The sequence below is a fragment of the Massilia sp. LC238 genome (genome assembly GCF_000735635.1).
GTDB lineage: Bacteria > Pseudomonadota > Gammaproteobacteria > Burkholderiales > Burkholderiaceae_D > Telluria > Telluria varians.
This window is the reverse complement of sequence record NZ_JNNN01000073.1, coordinates 1-21,288: the sequence shown is the minus strand read 5'-3', so window position 1 is coordinate 21,288 and position 21,288 is coordinate 1. Positions and strand designations below refer to the sequence as shown.

Below are 21,288 nucleotides of genomic sequence, written 5' to 3'. Positions count from 1 at the left end.
CGTGGGCGCGAGTGCCGCCCACGCATTAGCACCGGTTACGGACGCTGCAGGAGTTCCTTGTGCGCACTACGCAGCATCGCCTCGGTCTCTTCCCAGCCGATGCAGCCGTCGGTCACCGAGCAGCCATACTTCAGCTGCGACAGGTCTTCCGGAATCGCCTGGCTGCCGCTGACGATGTTCGATTCGATCATCACACCCACCAGCGAGCGGTTGCCGTGCCTGATCTGCTGGATCACGTCCGACATCACCAGCGGCTGCAGTTCCGGCTTCTTGTAGCTGTTGGCATGCGAGCAATCCACCACCAGGTTGGCCGGCAGCCCGGCCTTCTGCAGGGCCTGCTCGGCGATCGCCACCGACACCGAATCGTAGTTCGGACGGCCGCCGCCGCCGCGCAGCACCACGTGGCCGTAGGCGTTGCCGCTGGTGCGCACGATCGACACCGTGCCCTGGCCGTTGATGCCCAGGAAGGCGTGCGGGTTGGCCGAGGACAGCACGGCATTGATCGCGATCGAGACATCGCCGTCGGTGCCGTTCTTGAAACCGACCGGGGTCGACAGGCCGGAAGACATCTCGCGGTGGGTCTGCGATTCGGTGGTCCGCGCGCCGATGGCGGTCCAGGCAATCAGGTCGCCCAGGTACTGCGGCGAGATCGGGTCCAGCGCTTCGGTGGCGGTGGGCAGGCCCAGTTCGCACACGTCGAGCAGGAAGCGGCGCGCGCGTTCCATGCCGACGTCGACGCGGAAGGAGTCGTCCATGAACGGGTCATTGATATAGCCCTTCCAGCCGGTGGTGGTGCGCGGCTTCTCGAAATACACGCGCATCACCAGCACCAACGTATCGGCCACTTCGGCCTGCAGCGCCTTGAGGCGGCGCGCATAATCCAGGCCGGCTTCCGGATCGTGGATCGAGCAGGGTCCGACGACCACGAACAGGCGCTTGTCCTTGCGGTCGAGGATGTTGCGCAGGGTTTCGCGGCCTGCCATCACGGTGGCAAAGGCCTTGTCGGACAGCGGCAGTGTGGCGTGGAGTTCGGTCGGCGTCGGCATCTGCCCGAACGAACTGACGTTGGTATTTTCAATGGCAGGCGTGTTGATCATGGTGCGATGATTTCTAAAGGGAATATCCAGTGTAGACCGAAAATGCTGCACTTGCACACCGGCGCCCAAAAACTCACGGCCGCGCGCACGGGCCGCGCACAGGCGTTGTATGCTTGCGCCATGGACAAGAACATCGAAGGCTTTGCTGCAGCCCCCTTTATCAAGGAAATCGGCCGTGGCGTGAAAGGTGCGCGCAGCATGTCGCGCGAGGATGCCCGCGCGCTGTACGCGGCCATGCTGGAAGGGCGGGTCTCCGACCTCGAACTGGGCGCGATCCTGCTGGCGATGCGCATCAAGGGCGAGTCGGTGGAAGAACTGGCGGGCTTCATGGATGCGGCCGAAAGCGCCTTCGCGCCCTTGCCGAGCCCGCCGGGAGACTATGCCCCAGTCCTGATCCCGAGCTACAACGGCGCGCGCAAGCTGGCCAACCTGACCCCGCTGCTGGCCCTGCTGCTGGCGCGCGAGGGCGTGCCGGTCCTGGTGCACGGCGTACGCAAGGATCCGGGCCGCATTACCACGAGCGAGATCCTGCTTGAACTCGGCCTGGCAGAAGCGGGCACGAGCGCCGACATCCTCGACGCCTTCGCCAGCCGCCGTCCCGCCTTCATCCCGATCGAGAACCTGGCGCCGAGCCTGGCCTACATGCTGTCGCTGCGCCGCATCCTCGGCGTGCGCAACTCGACCCATACGCTGGTGAAAATCCTGCAGCCTTTCGAGGGGCCGGCGCTGCGTCTCGTGTCCTACACCCATCCGGAGTACCTGGAGACGCTGGGCGCGTACTTCACGACGGCCGCCCCACCCGAACGCGGCGACGCCTTCCTGATGCGCGGCACCGAAGGGGAGACCGTCGCCAACCCGCACCGCGCACCGCGGATCGACTGGTTTCACGATGGGAAGCAGAGCCTGCTGGTCGAGCGCGACGCGCCCGCCGACCAGCTGGCCGACGTCCCCGAGGCACGCGACGCGGCCACCACCGCGGCCTGGATCGCGGCCGCCCTGCGCGGCGAGGTCCCGATTCCGCCGCCGATCGCGGCTCAGGCCGCACATTGCGTCGAGGTCGCGCGCGAATTGCGCCGCTGACACGGCAGCCCCGCGTTTTCTCCTTCACAGGCAAGAGGTCATCCCTTTGGGATGGCCTTTTGTTTTTCAGCATTGCAAACCTTGGATTGCAACAAGGTCCTGCCTGAGGACAGAGAATTATTCCAGGCGCATGAAGTTTTTGTATTTACTGATTAAATTGACAACAATGCTTGGGTTTTTGATTGGCTGAATCCATGATTTTTCTCAATGAGTCACTATTATTTTCTTGCAACATAGCAAAACGATACCGAACGGCAACGTTTATAGTTTCCTCTGTGATACTTTGTAGTCCGGTTCGTAAAACAAGCAGCCCTAGCTAGCAATCAAGCTCCATCACTATCTGAAGGAAGACCAGAATGAGCAAGTACGCCCGCTTTACCAAGACCCACCTGTCGCTGGCTGCCCTGGCGCTGGCAGTCGCCGCCGCCACCGGCAGCGCCGTTGCCGCCGACACCACCGCAAATACTTCCGCCACCGTGATCGTCCCGATCGCGATCAGCAAAGTGACCGACCTGTCGTTCGGCAGCTTCGGGCGAGGTACCGGTGGTACGGTCACCCTCGCCACGAACGGCACGCGCACGCTTGGTGGCGTGGTGGCAGGGGGCAGCGACGCGGCCACCGTCGCCGAGTTCGACGTGACCGGTGATGAAGGCAAGAACTTCACGGTCAGTGTCACGGTGACGACTCCCTTGACCCGGAGCGGCGGCACCGAGACGATGTCGTTCACGCCGATCAGCACCCTGACGCCGACGAATGAAACCTCGGCAACGGCCAGTGGCGGCACCCTGGGCGCCACCGGCGCGAAGATCTACGTGGGCGGCGTCCTGACCGTTGGCGCAACCCAGGTAGGCGGCGTCTACTCGGGCCAGATCACCGCCACCGTCGATTACGGCGTCTGAGCGCAGCGGTAGCGGCGCAGTCTTCGCCTGAATCATGTCGGCACGCCGTTGCCATGCATTCCGGGCCGCCGGCACGATCGTGCTGGCGGCACTGGCCCTGCTCGGCCAGCATCAAGCCCATGCCCAGCAGGTCGTGCTCACCCCAGGGAGCAACCTGGACTTCGGAAGTTTCGTCGTCACCGGCGCCGGCACGATCACCCTATTGCCGAACGGCGATCGTACAAGTTCGGGCGGCGTCATCCTCCTCAACTCCTCGCCAGTCCATGCTGGCAGCGTCAACGTGCGCCGGAATAATAGCGGCAGAGATAGAGGCGCCATTGTTACCCTGCCTCCCAATGGCGGCGCCCGCTTGAGTAGTGGCGCCGGCAGCATGGTGCTCAATGCTATCAACAGCAACCCGCCGAGCCTGGCTTCACTGCCAACCAGCAACGACACGAACCTGTCGATCGGCGCGACCCTGGTCGTGGCGCCCAACCAGCCGGCAGGCAGGTACACCGGCACGTTCAACGTGAACGTCACGCTCATTCAGAATTAGGCACAGGAATCCACCATGTTCTACCCCACGTTCGCATCCGCTTCCTTCGGCCGCCTGCGCCGGGCACTCTCCCTTGTGCTCGCATGTCTGCTGCTGGTGCCGTGTTCGCCTGCGTTTGCCGACCTCATGCTTCATCCGACGCGCATCGTCTTCGACAAGAACACGCGTGCGGCCCAGGTGCAGCTGATCAACAACGGCAGCAAACCGGCAAGCTACCGGATCTCGCTGGTGAACCGACGCATGCTCGAATCCGGCCAGATCGAGCCGGCCGCGACCGCCATGGAAGGCGAGCGCTTCGCCGACGGCATGCTGCATTATTCGCCGCGCCAGGTGACGCTGCAGCCAGGGACCGCGCAGACGGTGCGCATCATGTTGCGCAAGCCCGCCGAATTGGCCGAAGGTGAATACCGTTCGCACCTGCTGTTCGACAAGCTGCCGGATGTCGAAGGCAGCGCCAGTATCGAGAACCGTAGCGTCGAGAACGGCCAGGTCGGCGTGGTGATCCAGACCCTGGTCGGCGCCGCGATGCCGGTGATCGTCCGCCACGGGAACCTCAGCGCGAACGTCAGCCTGGACGGGCTCGCCATCCAGAAGGATGCGACCGGCTCCCCGAAGCTGGCGCTGCGCTTGCAGCGCGAAGGAAGCAGCTCGGTGTACGGCGACCTGAGCGTGACGTTCACGCCGCGCGGCGGCAAGCCCCAGCATCTGGCGCAGATCGGCGGTATTGCCGTGCTTACGCCGAATCGCGTGCGCCGGGTCACGCTGCCGCTGCGGGTGCCGGCCGGCGTGGCGCTGGCCGGCGGCGCGATCGAGGTCAGCTACCGCGACCGCCCGGAAGCGGGCGGCAAGCTGCTGGCAGAGTCCAGCCTGGCCCTGCCGTGATGGCCCCGGGGCGTCCCCAGAAGATGTTTATTGAGCAATAATTATATTGCCGGGTCAACCGCCGGTTAGCCGGCAATATGCGCATTCGAGCACCATGCAGGGTTTCCGAACGGGGTTTCTTGTCGCAGGATTGATGTTGCTGCCGGCCTTGCAGCCGGCGGCGGCGGCATCGGCGTCGCAGCAATCCGAGGACAACCTCGTCCTGCTCGAAGTCCGGCTCGGCAACCAGCTCCTGTCCGACGCCGTCGCCGGGTATGAAATCGGGCGCGATGTCTTCCTGCCGCTCGGCGAGATGGCGCGCATGCTGACGCTCGCCATCCGCGTGACGCCCGGGGAGGGCCGCGCCAGCGGCTATATCATTTCGGAAAGCCGCGGATTCAGCCTTGACGTGCCCGGCGGCGTCGCGGACATCGCGGGCCGGCACGAAAGGCTCGAGCGTTCGCAGTTCAAGCTGCAGTCCGACGAGATCTATGTGGCGAGCAAGGTACTGGCTCGTTGGCTGCCGATAGACCTCGACCTCGACATGTCCAGCCTCGCCCTCAAGGTGCGCCCACGCGAGCAGTTGCCGCTCCAGGCAAGGCTGGAGCGGCGCAAGCATGGCAGCCGGCCGGGCGCTCCCGGAGGCTATGTCGATCCGGGCTACCCGCGCCTGTCCGCGCCTTACCGGTTGGCCGGCGTGCCTTTCATCGACCAGACGATCGGCCTCACTGCCGGCAATGGCGGCGGGCGGCGCCAGGCGGACGCAAGCTACACCGCCTACCTGACCACCGACCTGCTGGGCATTGAGGCGGCCCTGTATGCCAGCAGCAATCGCTACGATCCTTCGTCCGGCCTGCGCCTCACGCTGGGGCGCAACGACCCGGACGCCGGCCTGCTCGGCCCGCTCCATGCGCGTACCGCGCTGTTCGGCAGCGTGCCGCTGCCGGGCGTGAACAATATTTCCTCGAGCAGCCCGACCGGCAATGGCATGGTGCTCAGCAACCGTCCTCTCAACCAGCCCACCAGTTTCGACCGCCACACCTTGCAGGGTGCGCTGCCGCCGGGCTGGGACGTCGAGCTGTACTACAACGACGCCCTGGTCGGGGTCCGCCAATCGGGCCCGGACGGCAAGTACAGCTTCGAGGACCAGCCGCTGGCCTACGGTCCCAACGAGTTCAGGCTGGTGTTCCACGGCCCGCTGGGCCAGCTGCGCGTCGAGCGCCAGAGCTTCCTGCTGGAGCAGTCGGCCGTGCCGCGCGGCGCCTTGTACTACGACCTCGGAGCACACCGCGATGGGTTCGGGCGCCGGCGCGCCGTGGCGCAGTTCGAGTGGGGCATGAGCGAGCACCTCAACGCCACCGCCGGCTGGCAACGCGTGCCGACCTTCGACGGTGTCGGGCGCAGCTATGCCAACCTCGGCCTGCGCGGCTACTGGAACAGCTTCATCGCAACAGCGGATGCGGCCAGGGCGGACGACGGCGGCACGCTGGCGCAGCTGGGCCTGAAGACGCGCCTGGGCCGTGTCGCGGTGTCGGCCAGCCACGCGCGCCTGGATGGATTCAGCAGCGACTTCTTCCATCGGGGCGCGGACCCGGTGCGTTCGCGCGACGAAGTGCGCGCCGATGGCGTCCTGGGCGCCGGCGGAGCGCAATTCTTTCCGCTGGCGCTGCAGGTGCGGCATGACCGCTTGTCCTCGGGCACCCGCAACATCGAGGTGCAGGGGCGGATCTCGGCCTACCGGGACGGCTTCGCACTGACCAATGGGCTGCGCTGGCAGAGGCTGGGCGTCAACGAGCTGGCCGACGGCCAGTTCCAGGTAAGCCGGCGCGTGGCCGGCATCGGCCTGACCGGGCAGTTGCAGTACACGCTGTCGCCGGACACCGCGCTGGGCGCGGCGGCGGTCTCCGCCGACTACTACCTGCACAGCGGCTACCTGCTGAACCTCGGCCTGGCGCGCACATTCAAGGACCGCGAACTCCGGGCCACCGGCGCGCTGAACAAGAGCCTGGGCAGCTACGGGCTCGGCATCAACGGCTATTATTCCAACCGCGGCGAGTATGGACTCGGCATGCAGTTCTTCATGGCCATGGGGCTGGAACCGAGGAGCGGCCGCATGGTGACCGACGCCCAGCCGATGGCGAACATGGGCGCGGCCTCGATCCGCGTGTTCCTCGACAAGGACCTGAGCGGCGTCATGGACGGCGCGGACGAAGCCATCGCCGGCGCCGGCTTCATCGTCAATGGCGCCTACTACGCGGTCCGCACCGATGCCAGCGGCATTGCCTACCTGCCGCGCCTGCTGGCCTACCAGCATACCGACATCGGCCTCGATCCGAACACGCTCGACGATCCGCAATGGCAGCCGCGCACGCCGGGCGTGCGCATCCTGCCGCGCCCCGGCAATGTGAGCCAGGTCGAGTTCGCCGTGAACATGACGGGGGAAGTGGACGGCACCACCTACCTGTACGCCGACGGCAAGCGGCGCGCCGTCGGCGACCTGAAGCTGGAACTGGTCGACGCGTCGCGCAAGGTGGTGGCGACCATGACCAGCGCCGCCGACGGCTACTTCGTCATCGGCGGGATTTTCCCGGGCGAGTACTTCCTGCGGGTGTCGCCGGAACAGCTCAAGCGCCTGGGCCTGACGGACACGGGCATGCACATCATCACGATCGCCAGGGACGGCACGGTGCTGAACGGGCGCGACCTGGACGTGCGGGCGGCGGACGGGAGCTAGCTTTCCGCCGCAGCCCTGAACCGTATACAATGGCCGGTTTGGCGATTGACGGGCAACCGGCGGGACACGGCAGGACATGGCAAAACACTATGATATAGCGGTAATCGGCGCAGGCGCCGCCGGCATGATGTGCGCGGCGGTGGCAGCCCAGCGCGGCAGGCGCGTGGTGCTGCTCGACCATGCCACCCGGCTGGCCGAAAAGATCCGCATCTCCGGCGGCGGCCGCTGCAATTTCACCAACATCGGCGCGGGTCCCGCCAACTTCCTGTCGCAGAACCCGCATTTCTGCCGCAGCGCGCTGTCGCGCTATACCGCGCAGGATTTTCTTGCCCTGGTCAAGAAACACCGCATCGCCTGGCACGAGAAGCACAAGGGCCAGCTGTTCTGCGACGACTCGTCAGAGAGAATCATCCAGATGCTGCGCGCCGAGTGCGATGCGGGCGACGTCAGCTGGCGCATGCCCTGCAAGGTCGGTGCGATCGAAAAAACCGAGGCCGGTTTCCTGGTGTCGGCGGAAGGCGGCGACATCGCATGCGACGGCCTGGTGATCGCCACCGGCGGCCTGTCGATCCCGAAGATCGGCGCCACCGACCTGGGCTACCGCATCGCGAAGCAGTTCGACCTGCAGATCGTCGAGCCGCGCCCGGGCCTGGTGCCGCTGACCTTCGATGGTCCCAGCTGGGAGGCCTTCGTTCCGCTGGCCGGCATCGCGCTGGAAGTGGAGGTGAGCACCGGCGGCAGCGGCAAGGGGAAGGGCAAGGCGCAGCGCGGCCACTTCCGCGAAGACCTGCTGTTCACCCACCGCGGCCTGTCGGGCCCGGCGATCCTGCAGATCTCGAGCTACTGGCAGCCCGGCACCCCGATCGTGCTCGACCTGCTGCCCGAGATGGACGTGGCCGAGGAGCTGATCGCGATGAAAACCACGGTCAGGAAGCAGCTCGGCAACGTGCTGGTGCAATGGCTGCCGGCGCGCCTGGCCGACGGCCTGCTGGTGGCCAACGGTTTCGCGCCGGATGCGCGCCTGGCCGACATGGCCGACGCCAAGCTGCGCAAGCTGGGCGACGCCATCAACCGCTGGGCCATCGTTCCGACCGGTTCGGAAGGCTACAAGAAGGCCGAGGTGACGCTGGGCGGCGTGGACACGCGCGAGCTGTCGCAGCAGACCATGATGGCGAACAAGGTGCCGGGCCTGTACTTCATCGGCGAAACGGTCGACGTGACCGGCTGGCTGGGCGGCTACAACTTCCAGTGGGCATGGGCTTCGGGCCATGCCGCGGGCAGCAGCGTTTGAGGTGTGTGGCAATTGTGGGACATTTGCTAAAAGCTTCCACTGATCGGCAAATGATGCTACACTTTCGTTCTTCCTAAATCCAACGGTTTCATTTTTACATGACCACTATCCGCCTTAAAGAAAACGAGCCGTTCGAAGTCGCTATGCGTCGCTTCAAGCGCACTATCGAAAAAACCGGTCTGCTGACCGAACTGCGCGCCCGCGAGTTCTACGAGAAGCCAACTGCAGAGCGCAAGCGCAAGCTGGCCGCCGCAGTCAAGCGTCACTACAAGCGCATCCGCAGCCAGCAGCTGCCGAAGAAGCTGTACTAATCAGACGGCATTGACGGCTTGCCCCGGTGACTTCAGTCCCGGCGAGTCGCTGAGCGTCCGCAAGCCCGCTCCGGTTTTTGCCGCGGCGGGTTTTGTCGTTTATATCCACCTAATTCACCTCTACCGGACGGAGAATCCATGAGCCTGAAAGCACAACTCACCGAGGACATGAAAGCCGCGATGCGCGCCAAGGAAAGCGCCCGCCTGGCCACCATCCGCCTGATCCTTGCCGAGATCAAGCGCAAGGAAGTCGACGAACAGATCGAGCTGGACGACACCCAGACCCTGGCCATCGTCGAGAAGATGATCAAGCAGCGCAAGGATTCGATCACCCAGTTCGAAGCCGGCGGCCGTGCCGACCTGGCCGATATCGAGAAAGCCGAGCTGGCGATCCTGTCGACCTACATGCCGGCCGGCCTGTCGGACGAGGAAATCGCCGCCGAAGTGGCGGCTGCCGTGGCCTCGCTAGGTGCCGCCGGTCCGCAGGACATGGGCAAGGTGATGGGCGTGCTCAAGCCGAAGCTGGCTGGCCGTGCCGACATGACCGTGGTGTCGGGCCTGGTGAAGAAGGCGCTGAGCGGCGGCTGAGCCGTCGTCGCGGCAGGGGAGAGGCCGCGATGCGCCTTTCCCACAGCCGACCCCATCCAAACGGATGCCTTGTCATAAATCAATTTGCAGTCACCGCTGCGGTATAGTCTGAGTTGAGACAAACACTGAGTACCTCCTAGTGATTCCGCAATCCTTCATTACCGATTTGCTCAACCGTGTCGACATCGTCGACATCGTCGGCCGCTACGTCCAGCTGAAAAAGGGCGGGGCCAACTACATGGGCCTGTGCCCGTTTCACAACGAAAAGTCCCCCAGCTTCACCGTCAGCCCGACCAAGCAGTTCTATCACTGCTTCGGCTGCGGCGCCCACGGCACCGCGATCGGCTTCCTGATCGAATACTCCGGCATGGGCTTCGTCGATGCCGTCAAGGACCTGGCCCAGAACGTGGGCATGGTGGTCCCGGACCAGGACGACAAGATCCCGCCGCAGCAGCGCGCCGCCCAGCAGGCCCAGTCGCTGGCCATGACCGAAGCGCTCACCCAGGCCTGCGCCTACTACCGCGCCCAGCTGCGCGAAGCGCCCAACGCCATCGCCTACCTGAAGAACCGCGGCCTCACCGGCGAGGTGGCGGCCCGTTTCGGCATGGGCTACGCCCCCGGCGGCTGGGACAACCTGCGCTCGGTTTTCCCCGACTACGACGCCCTGGCATTGGTGGAATCCGGCCTGGTGATCGACAAGGTCGACGAGGACGGCAACAACAAGAAGCGCTACGACCGCTTCCGCGAGCGCATCATGTTCCCGATCCGCAATACCAAAGGGCAGGTGATCGGCTTCGGCGGCCGCGTGCTCGACGGCGGCGAACCGAAATACCTGAACTCGCCCGAAACGCCGCTGTTCCAGAAAGGCCTGGAGCTGTACGGCCTGTTCGAGGCGCGCCAAAGCATCCGCGACGCCGGCTATGTGCTGGTGACGGAAGGCTACATGGACGTGGTCGCCCTGGCCCAATTGGGCTTCCCGCAGGCCGTGGCGACGCTCGGCACCGCCTGCACCAGCACCCACGTGCAAAAGCTGCTGCGCCAGACCGACACCGTGATCTTCAGCTTCGACGGCGACAAGGCCGGCCGCCGCGCCGCGCGCCGCGCGCTGGAGGCCTGCCTGCCGCAGGTGACGGACGACAAGATCATCAAGTTCCTGTTCCTGCCGCAAGAGCACGACCCGGACAGCTTCGTGCGCGAGCGCGGAGCCGAGGCCTTCGAGCAGGAAATTCACGATGCCATGCCGCTGTCGCAATTCCTGCTGCGCGAAGTGACGGCCGAGCACGACCTGGACACGCCCGAGGGCAGGGCGCATGCCCAGCACGAGGCCAAGCCGATGCTGCAGGCGATGGCGCCGACCGCGCTGCGCCTGCAGATCGTGCGCGGGCTGGCGAACCTGACCGAATCGTCGTCGGCCGAGATCGAATCGCTGTTCGAATTGTCTAAGCCAGTATCGGTCGTGCGCCGCGCGCCGCCGCGCCAGGGCCGTCCGAAGCCGGTGGGCCTCGAGCTGCAGATGCTGCGCATCCTGGTGTCGCATCCGCACCTGGCGCAGCTGCTGAACGACGAGGCGCTGGCTTCGTTCGACTATTTCGGCCAGGAATCCGCCGACGCGCTGCGCCACCTGGTGCACCTGGCTCAAGGACTCGGCGAGTACGGCACCTTCGCCGCCTTGTCACAACAGTTAAAAGAAGTGACGGCAGAATACGACAGTTTGATCTCGGAAATCGCTGCGGAGCCGGAGTCGGACGTTGAGGCAGATCGCATCTGGCTGCTCAGTGCTGTGCGCCAAATCAAGAAGGACGCGTTAACACAAGAACTTAACCAGTTGTTTTCATCGGGGTTGCCCCCAGATCAGGTGAGTACTCGCTATCGCGAGATCGTTGCCCAGCAGGACCTTTTGGACCGTGAAGCGGCTGCGGAAATGACGGCACGGTAAGTCTGACTGACGGCCGCGAGTGTGGTCATTTGTGCAACTTGGAAAAATAGGGGTGCGTGCTATAATAAAACGCTAACTATTGCAACTGTTGAAACCATTTTTCGTTTCAATCGGGGCGTGGAGTTTCAGTTAGCGAGGCAACGGTTCGTTGCCTGCAGGGTGATGTAAGGTAACAAAAAACTTTATCTTTAACCATCGTAAAGTTAGTCGTTGTGACTTCGAAAGCGCCTGTGCCAACCAAGAAACCCGAAACCAAAGTGGCTGCAAAAACCACGAGAGCGTCCGCCAAGGTGGACAAAGGCCAAGACCAGGCCGAGGTTCGTACGGCGAGCCCGGCACCGGTTAACGCGACGACCGATGCGGCCGCACTGGCCGCCATCGACACGTCCGGTTACGTCCTGCCAACCGTCAAGGTCCCGGGACGCCGTGGCCGCAAGCCCAAGGAATTCACGCCCGAGAACGACGAGATCGCCGCGCTGAACGCGGTCGAGCGCGCCGAACTGAAGGCCGCGGACAAGGCCAAGGCCAAGGACCGCAAGGCCAAGGAAAAAGCGCTGCTGAAGGACGCGTTCTCCTCGGATACCGAAGCGAGCGAAGAAGAGCTCGAGATCCGCCGCAACAAGCTCAAGGCCCTGATCAAGTCGGGCAAGGAGCGCGGCTTCCTCACGTACTCCGAGATCAACGACCACCTGCCGGACAACATCGTCGATCCGGAAGCGATCGAAGGCATCATCGGCACCTTCAACGACATGGGCATCGCCGTCTACGAGCATGCCCCTGACGCCGAAACCCTGCTGCTGTCCGATAACGTCCCGAACGTCACCAGCGACGACGAAGCCGAAGCGGCCGCCGAGGCGGCGCTGTCGACCGTCGACTCCGACTTCGGCCGCACCACCGACCCGGTGCGCATGTACATGCGCGAAATGGGTTCGGTCGAGCTCTTGACCCGCGAAGGCGAGATCGAGATCGCCAAGCGCATCGAAGACGGCCTGAAGGACATGATCCAGGCCATCTCGGCCTGCCCGGTGACCATCGCCGAGATCATCGAGGCCGCCAACAAGATCGAGAAGGACGAGATCAAGATCGACGAGATCGTCGACGGCATGGTCGATCCGGACGAAGACGAGAACACCTCGCCGACCGCCGTGGCCCCGACCTCGACCGACGACGAGGACGAGGACGAGGACGAAGCGGAAGAAGCCGAGGAAGAGGAAGAAGAGAGCAGCAGCGCCTCCGGCGCGGCCGGCTACTCGGCCGAGCAGCTCGAAGCGCTGAAGCAGGCCGCCCTCGGCAAGTTCGGCAACATCGCCGACCAGTTCGACAAGATGCGCAAGGCCTTCGAGAAGGACGGCTACAACAGCAAGGCCTACGTCAAGGCGCAGGACGCGATTTCCAACGAGCTGCTGGGCATCCGCTTCACGGCCAAGGTGGTCGAGAAGCTGTGCGACACCCTGCGCGGCCAGGTGGACGAAGTGCGCCACATCGAGAAGCAGATCCTGGATGTGGCCGTGAACCGCTGCGGCATGCCGCGCGCCCACTTCATCAAGGTCTTCCCGGGCAACGAGACCAACCTGGACTGGGTGGATGGCGAAGTCAACGCCGGCCACGCCTACAGCGCCATCCTGGGCCGTAACATCCCGACCATCAAGGAGCTGCAGCAGCGCCTGATCGACCTGCAAGCCCGTGTCGTGCTGCCGCTGCCGGACCTGCGCAACATCAACCGGCAAATGGCTGCCGGCGAAATGAAGGCGCGCAAGGCCAAGCGCGAGATGACCGAGGCCAACCTGCGCCTGGTGATCTCGATCGCCAAGAAGTACACCAACCGCGGCCTGCAGTTCCTCGACCTGATCCAGGAAGGCAACATCGGCCTGATGAAGGCGGTGGACAAGTTCGAATACCGCCGCGGCTATAAATTCTCGACCTATGCGACGTGGTGGATCCGCCAGGCCATCACCCGCTCGATCGCGGACCAGGCGCGCACCATCCGTATTCCGGTGCACATGATCGAGACCATCAACAAGATGAACCGTATCTCGCGCCAGATCCTGCAGGAGACCGGCGCCGAACCGGATCCGGCAACCCTCGCCATCAAGATGGAAATGCCGGAAGACAAAATCCGGAAGATCATGAAGATCGCGAAGGAGCCGATTTCGATGGAGACGCCAATCGGCGACGACGACGATTCGCACCTGGGCGACTTCATCGAGGACAACAACACGCTGGCACCCTCGGACGCCGCGCTGCACGCCTCGATGCGCGGTGTGGTGAAGGACGTGCTCGATTCGCTGACCCCGCGCGAAGCCAAGGTACTGCGCATGCGCTTCGGTATCGAGATGTCGACCGACCACACGCTGGAAGAGGTGGGCAAGCAATTCGACGTCACCCGCGAGCGCATCCGCCAGATCGAGGCAAAGGCGCTGCGCAAGCTGCGTCACCCGTCGCGTTCGGACAAGCTGAAGAGCTTCCTCGAGGGCAGCGGCGGTTGAGTGTTGTAGTCTGAGCTTGACGGACCTACACTAAAGCAATATCCTCTCGCCACTCTGCTTCACGGTACCGCGCGGCTGAAGCGGGTGGCGAGATCACTTTCTAGCCACTGTCCCGATTTCTGGGCCTCTAGCTCATGCCTGGTTAGAGCAGCGGACTCATAATCCGTTGGTGCCCAGTTCGACTCTGGGGAGGCCTACCACTTTTCTCCTGCAAGCCTTGCGCATGCCAATTCGATCAGCATGCGTGTCGAATGTCGTGGCGCTCAGCGAGCGGGAATGCCGCTCGCCGCAGCCATCCGCGCGCAACCCTGAACGTCCAGGCCCGCTTGGCCCGTGCATCCGATAATGCGCCGTCTTGCCACGCAATCTCGGCGCGGCCTTGCAGCTGCAGGATGTCACCGCTGGCAAAGTCCACCATGACCAGGGCGGCGCGCGGCTCCAGCAGCAGGTTGCCCAGGGTATTGAAGTAACGGTTGCCCGGATAGTCGGGCACCGTGAGCACATTGTCGCGAAGGCGCAGGAATCCGGCCTCGCCGCCGCGGTGCGAGATATCGAGGCCGCGTGCCCCGATCTGGGCGCTATTGCCACTGGCGCTGGCGACAAACATCGTTTCGCACGCCACAATCAGGCGCACCGCGTCTGGCGGTAGTTCGCCCCCGAAAGCCTCGATGCCGCCGCGCTCCCGCGCTACGGGAACAAGCTGGCGCACATGAATATACTTGGGGCAGTTGCCGAACGACTGGCGCACATCCACCAGCACGCCTTCGCCATCCGCCTGCGCAATCACGCCATTTTCCCGGTTACGCCGCCGGGTACCCAGGTCGATGCCGAGGATGCCGATCTCCGCACCTTGCCGAAAATGCGGGCCGGCCGGGTCTCCCGGGGCGGGCAGGGCGGCGATCCGCAGCCGACCAGGTACCGGCGAGGAAGCGAAGCCCGGCTCGCCATGCAGCAGCGTCGCAAGCGGCCACCCTTGCACATCCGCCACAGCCACGCACACGAAAGGCAGCAGGGGAAAGAACTGGCGGTGCTGGTCCGGCATCTGGCTGCGGATCGGCGCGCCGGCCGGGCCGCCGCCGGCCAGTTGCTGGGCGCGCAGCTCGCCTTCGTGGAAAGGCTCGGGAATGCGGTGATCGATCATGGCCTCACTCCGGCATCGGCACGAAATTCGGCAGCGCCTGGACGCGCGCGATCCAGTTGCGCACCTGCGGGTAAGGCGCCAGCGAAATGCCGCCTTCCGGCGCATGCGCGATGTAGGCGTAGCAGGCCAGGTCCGCCAGCGTCGGTGCAGGCAGGGCCAGGAAGTCCTGCTGCGCCAGGCTGGCTTCCATGAAGCGCAGCACCTTGTCCGCCAGCTTGTGCATGAGATGGAGTGGCATGCCGGTGTCGCCCCAGCGAGCGCCGACGCGCGCCTTTGCCGGGCCGAAGGCGATCTCTCCGGCCGCCAGCGACAGCCAGCGCTGCACTTGCGCCGCTTCGACCGGATCGTCCGGCAGCCAGCCGCTGCCGGGAGCGTAGCGCTTGGCCAGGTAGACGAGGATGGCATTGCTGTCCGCTAGTACGAGCTCGCCGTCCTGCAGCACGGGAATCTGGCCGAGCGGACTCATACGCAGGAACTCGGCGCTCTCGCGCACCGAGGCTGGCGTTTCAACGAGGCGGTAGGGTAGCTCCAGCAGGTGCAGGAACAGTTGTACACGGTGAGTGTGGCCGGACAGCGCCGTGCCGTAGACGGTGAGGGAGGATGGAGCCATGTCTGTAAAGGGAGTGGTTGATCGAAGTCTTCATCCTAGACAGGTGGTGAGCATTGCGGAATGGGGCATAATCGCAATTCACTCTTTCACTTCTCGCAATAAGCATGGACCGTCTGGATGAACTGCAGGTCTTCCTGGCCATCTTCGAAGCGGGAAGCATGGCGGCCGCGGCGCACAAGCTGCACCGTTCGCCCTCGGCGGTGACGCGGCAGCTGGCCGCCTTGGAAGAGCGCGTTGGCGCGCGCCTGTTCGAACGCAGCACGCGTCGCCTGACCGCCACGGGCGAGGGGCAGCGCCTGGCCGAGGGCGCGCGCCGCCTGCTGGCCGACTATGACGCGGCGATCAGCGAGCACCAGCAGGCCACCCCGCGCGGCCTGCTGCGGGTAACGGCGCCGACGGTTTTCGGGCGCCGCCACATGGCGCCCGTGGTGACGGCATTCCTGATGCGCTATCCGGACATCCAGGTCGAACTCATCCTTAACGACCGCAACATGGACCTGATCGACAGCGGCATCGACCTGGCGCTGCGCATCGGTCCGCTCGACAGCTCGGGCCTGGTCGCGCGCCAGGTGGGTGCGGTGCGGCGCATGACGGTGGCCAGCCCGGCTTATCTGCGCCAGCACGGCGCACCTGCCACGCCCGAGGAGCTAAGCCGCCACCAGCTGATCCTGGGCACCGCCGTGCGCGGGCTGCCGGAATGGCGTTACGGCGCGGAGGGGCGCGAGTACGTGGTGCGCTTTACGCCGCGCCTGCAGGTGAACGACGTGGAGGGCGTGCTGCATGCGGCGCGCGAGGGCTTCGGCATCGCGCGCGCCCTGAGTTACCAGGCGGCGCCGGACCTGCGGGCCGGAACCCTGGTGCCGGTGCTGGGCGCCTACGAAGCCGAGCTGCTGCCGGTGCACCTGGTGTTCCCGAGCGCGCGGCACATGCCGGCGCGGGTGCGGGCTTTCGTGGATTTTGCGGTGGAAGCATTGGCGCAGCTGGAGCTCATCCATTAAGAGCGCCTGAAGAAACGCGCTACTGTCTCGATCGACGCCTGCTTGAAATGGATACAAGGCAGGCATCGATACGACTCTTAGCTTCTCGCGCGGGAACGACGGCGTCCCCACAGCCCCAGCAGGCCAACGCCGGCGGCAAGCATGGCAGGGGCCGGTGCCTCAGGCACTGCCGTTACCACCCCTTGCGAGAAAACCGCGCGCAGGTTGAAGCCGAAGGACCCATACATCCATTGGTCCGACGAATTTACGAAGCCAAGCGTCAGCGTTTCGGCGCGGTCGACCGAGTCGGTAAAACTGTCATTCCATAGTCCCACGCTGCCGGAGACGGATGCCTGGTTCAATTCCTCACCGTCTGCCCTGGCCCAATGCACAACCTGCGCTGAGCCTTTTGTCAGGGATCCAGGCGTCGCGTACAGATTCATCACCACGTCGAGTGACATGGAAACCTCGGAGTGCGGAGCAAGTTGGAAAAAGATATTCGACGTGCTAGCGGAGGCATTCAGCTCGCCCCGCATATCTGCTGGGAGCATGAGTGCACCGGATATGAATTGCCCCGTTACGTTTTCATTGGCATCAAACGCATAATGGCTTTCCCCGGATAGCTTGCCGTCCCAGCTAATCGACGGCGGTGTGTTCTTGATATACAAGCTCTGCTGGGCGTCGCTGTAAATAATTGCGTCGCCCTGTTGGACGCTTCCTTGCACACTGTTTCTAACGCTTCGCAGCTCGCCGAGGAACTGTGCTGCCTGGCCATCGTCAGGCCTCAAATCCTTTACCGTATATCGGTAATTGGAGGCCGAGACTTAGAAATTGCTTGTCGCCGCAGCTGGCAAGGATATCGTCGCCGTAAAGAAGGTCAATGTCGATACCGCTAGTGCTTTATAGAATCTGGTTTGTTCAATATGCATCATCGTTCCTTTAATATTGGTAAAGGCTACGTAAACAATGGGTACGTACAAAGCTTCCTGCTCCGGACGTAATGTTTAATCTAGCATATATCCCAAGAATAACTGTGCTGCAAACCTTGAATATGTTGTGAATATCGATTGGACGAAACCGTGATTGAAATAAATAATTACTGCAATCGATGCGCCATGCATGAATTGATGAGTATTCGATTGATCATATTATTTCAGGCGGGAAAATAGCCTTGGCCGAGATAATGTGAGACGCTATAGGAGATTCCCATCGAATAAGCACAAAAACATAGCCACTTTTATTGGGGCTATGCAATTGGTTAATTTGTTTGCCGGAAGCTTGAATAGGGGCGGACATCCGCTGGCGGCTCCAGGCCGCTTCAGCGATGTTCCGTCACGCCCACCTGCCGGCACATGTCGAGCATCGGGCAGCGTGAACAGCGCGGTTTCGTTCCAGTGCAGATGTGCTTGCCGAATGGGACCAGCAGGCGGTTGATATCGATCCAGTGCTCTTGCGGCAGCGTTGATTCCAGCACCGCCAGGGTCTTCTCGGGCGTGGAAGCCTGCACGTAGCCCCAGCGGTTAGTCACCCGGTGCACATGGATGTCGACGCTGATGACGGGCGTGCCGTGGGCGACGCCCAGCACCAGGTTCGCGCACTTGGGGCCGACGCCGGCGAACGACAGCAGCACATCGCGCTCGCCGGGCAGGGTGTCGCCGAAGCGCTCATGCACCTGGCGTGCAATGGCAAGGATCTGGTTCGCCTTGCGTTCATGGAAGGTGCTGGGACTGATCAAGGCGTCCAGCTCTTCCCACGACAGCGCCATGACGGCCGAGGGCGTGCGCGCCCGCGCGAACAGCGTGCGCGACACCGGCAGCGTCACTTCGTCATGGGTGCGGATCGAGATGATGCAGGCCAGCAGCTGCTCGAAGGTCGAGCTAAAACCACCTTCCTCCGCCAGCTGGAACAGCGCCGCCTTCGGCCAGGGGCGCACGGCGTCTTCGATGCGCTCGAGCGCCACGTCGATGTCGAAGGGCCGCTTGTCCATGACTACATTCCTGGATCACCAGATGCGCCAGCCTTCCTGCTCTTCAACCAATCGCGCCCACCCGCATTCAATGCTTTCGTGATCACCTCGGCCGGCAGGCTGTACACCGTCGCCCAGGTCGCCCGCCCATCCGCGCTATTGGACGGAAAGCTCTCGGTCTCGATCGGCCAGTGGTACTTGCGCTTGAGCGCACGGACGATGGCGGCCAGGGTGATGCGGCCGCGCAGCGGCTCGCTACCCAGCTGGTCTTCGTTCGACAGCAGCACGGCGAGCACGGCGCCGCGTGCGGTATTCGGTCCTGGGAAGATGGGCGTTTTTTTAGGCATGCGAGGATTGTAGCCGGAGCTCAAGGCAGCAGACGCATGCTGCCATCCTTGCTGAGCTCGTAGCTGGCGAAGTCGCGCGCCAGCGACAGCGTGCCCGTGTAATGCGCGCGCGCCTCGCGCTCGATGTCGTCCAGCGTCAAGACCTTCCCATTCGCCTGCTTGGGGTCCAGGTAGCGCGGGCTGAAGTGGGTCAGGATCAGGTTCGGCACCTTGGCCAGCTGCGCCACGCGCGCCACCATCGCGGCCGAGCTGTGCTGCGGTTCCGGCCCCACCTTGTGCAGGATCGCTTCCGTATAGGTCGCCTCGTGCACCAGCAGGTCCGCGTTCGCCGCTTCCAGCGCCAATAACTCGGGCGTGTCGTTGTCGCCGGCGATGATCACCTTGCGCGACCTGCGCGGCGGCATCAGGTATTGTTCCGCCACCACGGCGCGACCATCGTCCAGCACCACGTTGCGCCCCTGCTGGATCTCGCCCCAGGCCGGCCCGGCAGGAACGCCGCCGGCTTTCAGCTTGTCGATGTCGAGTTTGCGCTCCACCGCCGCCTCGGTGAAGCTGTAGGCCCAGCAATCGATCCGGTGCGACAACCTGGTGGCGCGCACCCGCAGGTCCGGCAGGATGTCGCTGTGCGCCAGCGCGTCGATCGCCACCCAGTCGATGGGGTAGGGCAGGGTCAGCTGCGAGGCCTCCATGATGCATTCGATCATGCCGCGCAGCGGCGGCGGGCCGACGATGGTCAATGCTTCCGTGCGGCCCAGCATGCCGGCGCTGGCCAGCAGGCCGGGCAGGCCGTAGCAGTGGTCGCCGTGCAGGTGGGTGATGAAGATCGCGCGCAGGCTCATCGGCGACAGATACGTGCGCAGCAGCCGGTGCTGCGTGCCTTCCGCGCAATCGACCAGCGACCAGTGCCTGGCGCCGCGCGTGCGGATCGCGATCGCCGTCATGTTGCGCGACCTGGTCGGTACGCCGGAAGAGGTGCCGAGGAACTGGATTTCCATACCTTGCGCCGTGACTGATGAGGCTTCCATTATGCGCGATCGCCGGCAATCCGCCATGTGTTTGATCGCGCTCAATGCCTTCCCATAGTGCGATGGACCGCCCGCATGGCTTTCGCTGTCTGACCTTCAGGACGGCCGCCGTGGTGCGGCTGCCATTCGATCCGTCATGAGGAGACATCATGCGCAGCTTCTATCCGCTTGTCGCGGCCGCCTTGCTGCTGGCCGCGCCGCTTGCGTCCGCTGTCCAGTGCGGCCCGCAGGGCAAGGTCAACATCACCGCCCAGCGCGAGGCCATGGGCGCGCCCGATGGACGCATTTCCACCGGCACCCAGCTGGCCGACGAGGTCGTCGGCAGCTACGCCCTGTCCAACGGCCACCGGCTGGACCTGATCCACCTCGACGAGCGGCTCATTGCCGAGTTCGACAAGCGGCGGCGGGTCCAGCTGGAGGAGGTCGGTCCGCACCTGTTCGCTTCGCGATCGGGCGACGTGGAGATGGCCTGGATGCCCGGCCAGCGCACCGATACCATCCTGCTGAGCTATCCGGCCGACAACCAGGGGCGGCTCAGGCACAGCTGCTCCTGATCAGCCGAACACCAGCGAGCGGTGCGCGCCCAGGCCGGCCATCGCACCGTCGGCCACGGCCATGACCACGTTGCCGGCCGGGCGCGTGGCGTCGCCGCCGGCGAATACGCCCGGCACGGTGGTCTGCTTCGTCATGTCGGTGCGGATGAAGGGGCCGAGCGGGCCTTCGTCGAATTCGCAGCCGAGCAGCGACGCGATCGGGCTCGCCATGTGCAGGCGGCCATAGGTGAACAGGCCCGCGTGTGGGATACGGCGGCCGTCGGCCAGCACGACGGTGGCGCTGTCTTCGATGCGCAGCACCGGTGTGTCGTCGATGGCGAGCACGCCGCGTTTCTGCATGGCGGCGACCTCCATGCGGCAGGCCCAGGCGATATCTGCGGCCATCTGGCCATCACGGGTCAGGAAGCCGTGCGATCCGCTGGCGAAGCGGTTGCGGCGCTGGCCGGCGTCGACCCGGGTGACGTCGCCGAGCTGGTGCAGCAGTGCTTCGGCATCCATGAAGGCGCTGCCCAGGGCTGCGTTGACGCTTTGCTCGACCAGGCAGGCGCTCTTTTCGCTGCGGTTGCCTATCGCGAAGAAGGGCGGGGCGCCGACGGCTTTGTAGATGTCGCGCAGCGTAACTTTGGCCAGGTCGCAGGTGATGCTGCTAGCAAAAACGCGCACAAAAGTGTGCAGCGTTCTCTTCCTGCCCCGAGCCGTCCCGCTGACCGTGCTCGTGCCTGACAGGCGTGACTTTCCCGCCTCCCGCCGGCACCTGGCCGGCGGCAGTGCCCGGCGTCGCCGCCGGACTCGCCACGGGTAGCGCCGTTGCCGCCGCGAGGGCGCCGGTGGCGAGCCGTTGCAAATTGAT

The 21,288-nt window shown here is 64.4% G+C and carries 20 protein-coding genes, 1 tRNA gene and 1 pseudogene; 13 read left to right on the top strand and 9 right to left on the bottom strand.

Going from position 1 to position 21,288, the window contains the following annotated elements; all coding sequences use genetic code 11:
• Positions 1 to 35: 35 nt before the first annotated feature.
• A complete protein-coding gene (locus FG94_RS19630; protein WP_036215166.1) occupies positions 36 to 1,097 on the bottom strand; it encodes a 3-deoxy-7-phosphoheptulonate synthase in 1,062 nt (353 codons plus the stop codon).
• Positions 1,098 to 1,217: 120 nt separating this feature from the next.
• Here FG94_RS19630 and ybiB point away from each other — a divergent pair, with 120 nt between their 5' ends.
• The 11 genes from ybiB to FG94_RS19580 all read left to right on the top strand — a co-directional run bounded on the left by ybiB (position 1,218) and on the right by FG94_RS19580 (position 14,018).
• Positions 1,218 to 2,177 carry a DNA-binding protein YbiB gene (gene ybiB, locus FG94_RS19625; RefSeq protein WP_036215380.1) on the top strand — a complete coding sequence of 320 codons (960 nt, stop codon included), beginning with the start codon at positions 1,218 to 1,220 and terminating at the stop codon, positions 2,175 to 2,177.
• A gap of 356 nt (positions 2,178 to 2,533) precedes the next feature.
• On the top strand, positions 2,534 to 3,076 hold the full coding sequence (locus FG94_RS19620) for a DUF4402 domain-containing protein (protein ID WP_036215162.1): 543 nt from the start codon (positions 2,534 to 2,536) through the stop codon (positions 3,074 to 3,076).
• A gap of 34 nt (positions 3,077 to 3,110) precedes the next feature.
• The gene (locus FG94_RS26775; RefSeq protein ID WP_081926091.1) at positions 3,111 to 3,611 is read left to right on the top strand and encodes a DUF4402 domain-containing protein; all 501 of its coding nucleotides are present in this window, start codon (positions 3,111 to 3,113) and stop codon (positions 3,609 to 3,611) included.
• A 15-nt stretch (positions 3,612 to 3,626) separates the two neighbouring features.
• On the top strand, positions 3,627 to 4,493 hold the full coding sequence (locus tag FG94_RS19615) for a molecular chaperone (protein ID WP_051996933.1): 867 nt from the start codon (positions 3,627 to 3,629) through the stop codon (positions 4,491 to 4,493).
• Between the two features lie 133 nt (positions 4,494 to 4,626).
• Positions 4,627 to 7,206, top strand: a complete 2,580-nt coding sequence (locus tag FG94_RS19610) for a carboxypeptidase-like regulatory domain-containing protein (protein WP_036215159.1) — start codon at positions 4,627 to 4,629, stop codon at positions 7,204 to 7,206.
• 76 nt (positions 7,207 to 7,282) lie between these two features.
• Positions 7,283 to 8,497, top strand: a complete 1,215-nt coding sequence (locus tag FG94_RS19605; protein WP_036215156.1) for an NAD(P)/FAD-dependent oxidoreductase — start codon at positions 7,283 to 7,285, stop codon at positions 8,495 to 8,497.
• Between the two features lie 98 nt (positions 8,498 to 8,595).
• On the top strand, positions 8,596 to 8,808 hold the full coding sequence (gene rpsU, locus FG94_RS19600; RefSeq protein ID WP_005665410.1) for a 30S ribosomal protein S21: 213 nt from the start codon (positions 8,596 to 8,598) through the stop codon (positions 8,806 to 8,808).
• A 138-nt stretch (positions 8,809 to 8,946) separates the two neighbouring features.
• Positions 8,947 to 9,396: a GatB/YqeY domain-containing protein gene (locus tag FG94_RS19595; RefSeq protein ID WP_036215153.1), complete on the top strand. Its 450-nt coding sequence runs from the start codon at positions 8,947 to 8,949 to the stop codon at positions 9,394 to 9,396.
• A gap of 139 nt (positions 9,397 to 9,535) precedes the next feature.
• Positions 9,536 to 11,332 carry a DNA primase gene (dnaG, locus tag FG94_RS19590; protein WP_036215150.1) on the top strand — a complete coding sequence of 599 codons (1,797 nt, stop codon included), beginning with the start codon at positions 9,536 to 9,538 and terminating at the stop codon, positions 11,330 to 11,332.
• Between the two features lie 290 nt (positions 11,333 to 11,622).
• Complete coding sequence (rpoD, locus tag FG94_RS19585) at positions 11,623 to 13,818, top strand: RNA polymerase sigma factor RpoD (protein WP_373965435.1); 2,196 nt, start codon at positions 11,623 to 11,625, stop codon at positions 13,816 to 13,818.
• A gap of 121 nt (positions 13,819 to 13,939) precedes the next feature.
• Positions 13,940 to 14,018: transfer RNA gene (locus FG94_RS19580), tRNA-Ile, on the top strand.
• A gap of 35 nt (positions 14,019 to 14,053) precedes the next feature.
• Here FG94_RS19580 and FG94_RS19575 read toward each other — a convergent pair.
• Together FG94_RS19575 and FG94_RS19570 are read right to left on the bottom strand one after the other, a co-directional pair.
• Positions 14,054 to 14,959: a pyridoxamine 5'-phosphate oxidase family protein gene (locus tag FG94_RS19575; RefSeq protein ID WP_036215146.1), complete on the bottom strand. Its 906-nt coding sequence runs from the start codon at positions 14,957 to 14,959 to the stop codon at positions 14,054 to 14,056.
• 4 nt (positions 14,960 to 14,963) lie between these two features.
• Positions 14,964 to 15,569, bottom strand: a complete 606-nt coding sequence (locus FG94_RS19570; protein WP_036215144.1) for a glutathione S-transferase family protein — start codon at positions 15,567 to 15,569, stop codon at positions 14,964 to 14,966.
• Positions 15,570 to 15,673: 104 nt separating this feature from the next.
• Between FG94_RS19570 and FG94_RS19565 the strand changes: the two genes are divergently transcribed.
• Positions 15,674 to 16,567: a LysR family transcriptional regulator gene (locus tag FG94_RS19565; protein WP_036215143.1), complete on the top strand. Its 894-nt coding sequence runs from the start codon at positions 15,674 to 15,676 to the stop codon at positions 16,565 to 16,567.
• Positions 16,568 to 16,644: 77 nt separating this feature from the next.
• On the opposite strand, the gene FG94_RS19560 is transcribed toward FG94_RS19565, so the two are convergent.
• The 4 genes from FG94_RS19560 to FG94_RS19545 all read right to left on the bottom strand — a co-directional run bounded on the left by FG94_RS19560 (position 16,645) and on the right by FG94_RS19545 (position 19,854).
• Entirely contained in the window at positions 16,645 to 17,214 is a 570-nt protein-coding gene (locus FG94_RS19560) for a PEP-CTERM sorting domain-containing protein (protein ID WP_152571059.1), read from the bottom strand.
• A 650-nt stretch (positions 17,215 to 17,864) separates the two neighbouring features.
• Positions 17,865 to 18,533: an endonuclease III gene (nth, locus tag FG94_RS19555; protein ID WP_036215136.1), complete on the bottom strand. Its 669-nt coding sequence runs from the start codon at positions 18,531 to 18,533 to the stop codon at positions 17,865 to 17,867.
• Between the two features lie 2 nt (positions 18,534 to 18,535).
• Positions 18,536 to 18,859 (bottom strand): hypothetical protein, encoded by a 324-nt coding sequence (locus tag FG94_RS19550; protein ID WP_036215134.1) that lies wholly within the window; start codon positions 18,857 to 18,859, stop codon positions 18,536 to 18,538.
• A gap of 20 nt (positions 18,860 to 18,879) precedes the next feature.
• Positions 18,880 to 19,854, bottom strand: a complete 975-nt coding sequence (locus tag FG94_RS19545; protein WP_036215133.1) for a ribonuclease Z — start codon at positions 19,852 to 19,854, stop codon at positions 18,880 to 18,882.
• 179 nt (positions 19,855 to 20,033) lie between these two features.
• Here FG94_RS19545 and FG94_RS19540 point away from each other — a divergent pair, with 179 nt between their 5' ends.
• A complete protein-coding gene (locus FG94_RS19540) occupies positions 20,034 to 20,438 on the top strand; it encodes a hypothetical protein (RefSeq protein ID WP_036215132.1) in 405 nt (134 codons plus the stop codon).
• Here FG94_RS19540 and FG94_RS26175 read toward each other — a convergent pair whose 3' ends face one another.
• Both FG94_RS26175 and FG94_RS28335 read right to left on the bottom strand, forming a co-directional pair.
• Positions 20,439 to 21,101 carry an NAD(P)/FAD-dependent oxidoreductase gene (locus FG94_RS26175; RefSeq protein WP_051996932.1) on the bottom strand — a complete coding sequence of 221 codons (663 nt, stop codon included), beginning with the start codon at positions 21,099 to 21,101 and terminating at the stop codon, positions 20,439 to 20,441.
• Positions 21,085 to 21,288: pseudogene (locus FG94_RS28335) on the bottom strand (RNA-guided endonuclease TnpB family protein); the annotation flags it as partial. The gene FG94_RS26175 and the pseudogene FG94_RS28335, both read right to left, overlap by 17 nt.

Bases quoted from the DNA above. Each gene is read 5' to 3' on its own strand.
- FG94_RS19630 (WP_036215166.1), bottom strand. From the start codon at position 1,097: ATGATCAACACGCCTGCCATTGAAAATACCAACGTCAGTTCGTTCGGG.
- ybiB (WP_036215380.1), top strand. From the start codon at position 1,218: ATGGACAAGAACATCGAAGGCTTTGCTGCAGCCCCCTTTATCAAGGAA.
- FG94_RS19620 (WP_036215162.1), top strand. From the start codon at position 2,534: ATGAGCAAGTACGCCCGCTTTACCAAGACCCACCTGTCGCTGGCTGCC.
- FG94_RS26775 (WP_081926091.1), top strand. From the start codon at position 3,111: ATGTCGGCACGCCGTTGCCATGCATTCCGGGCCGCCGGCACGATCGTG.
- FG94_RS19615 (WP_051996933.1), top strand. From the start codon at position 3,627: ATGTTCTACCCCACGTTCGCATCCGCTTCCTTCGGCCGCCTGCGCCGG.
- FG94_RS19610 (WP_036215159.1), top strand. From the start codon at position 4,627: ATGTTGCTGCCGGCCTTGCAGCCGGCGGCGGCGGCATCGGCGTCGCAG.
- FG94_RS19605 (WP_036215156.1), top strand. From the start codon at position 7,283: ATGGCAAAACACTATGATATAGCGGTAATCGGCGCAGGCGCCGCCGGC.
- rpsU (WP_005665410.1), top strand. From the start codon at position 8,596: ATGACCACTATCCGCCTTAAAGAAAACGAGCCGTTCGAAGTCGCTATG.
- FG94_RS19595 (WP_036215153.1), top strand. From the start codon at position 8,947: ATGAGCCTGAAAGCACAACTCACCGAGGACATGAAAGCCGCGATGCGC.
- FG94_RS19575 (WP_036215146.1), bottom strand. From the start codon at position 14,959: ATGATCGATCACCGCATTCCCGAGCCTTTCCACGAAGGCGAGCTGCGC.
- FG94_RS19570 (WP_036215144.1), bottom strand. From the start codon at position 15,569: ATGGCTCCATCCTCCCTCACCGTCTACGGCACGGCGCTGTCCGGCCAC.
- FG94_RS19565 (WP_036215143.1), top strand. From the start codon at position 15,674: ATGGACCGTCTGGATGAACTGCAGGTCTTCCTGGCCATCTTCGAAGCG.
- nth (WP_036215136.1), bottom strand. From the start codon at position 18,533: ATGGACAAGCGGCCCTTCGACATCGACGTGGCGCTCGAGCGCATCGAA.
- FG94_RS19550 (WP_036215134.1), bottom strand. From the start codon at position 18,859: ATGCCTAAAAAAACGCCCATCTTCCCAGGACCGAATACCGCACGCGGC.
- FG94_RS19545 (WP_036215133.1), bottom strand. From the start codon at position 19,854: ATGGAAATCCAGTTCCTCGGCACCTCTTCCGGCGTACCGACCAGGTCG.
- FG94_RS19540 (WP_036215132.1), top strand. From the start codon at position 20,034: ATGCGCAGCTTCTATCCGCTTGTCGCGGCCGCCTTGCTGCTGGCCGCG.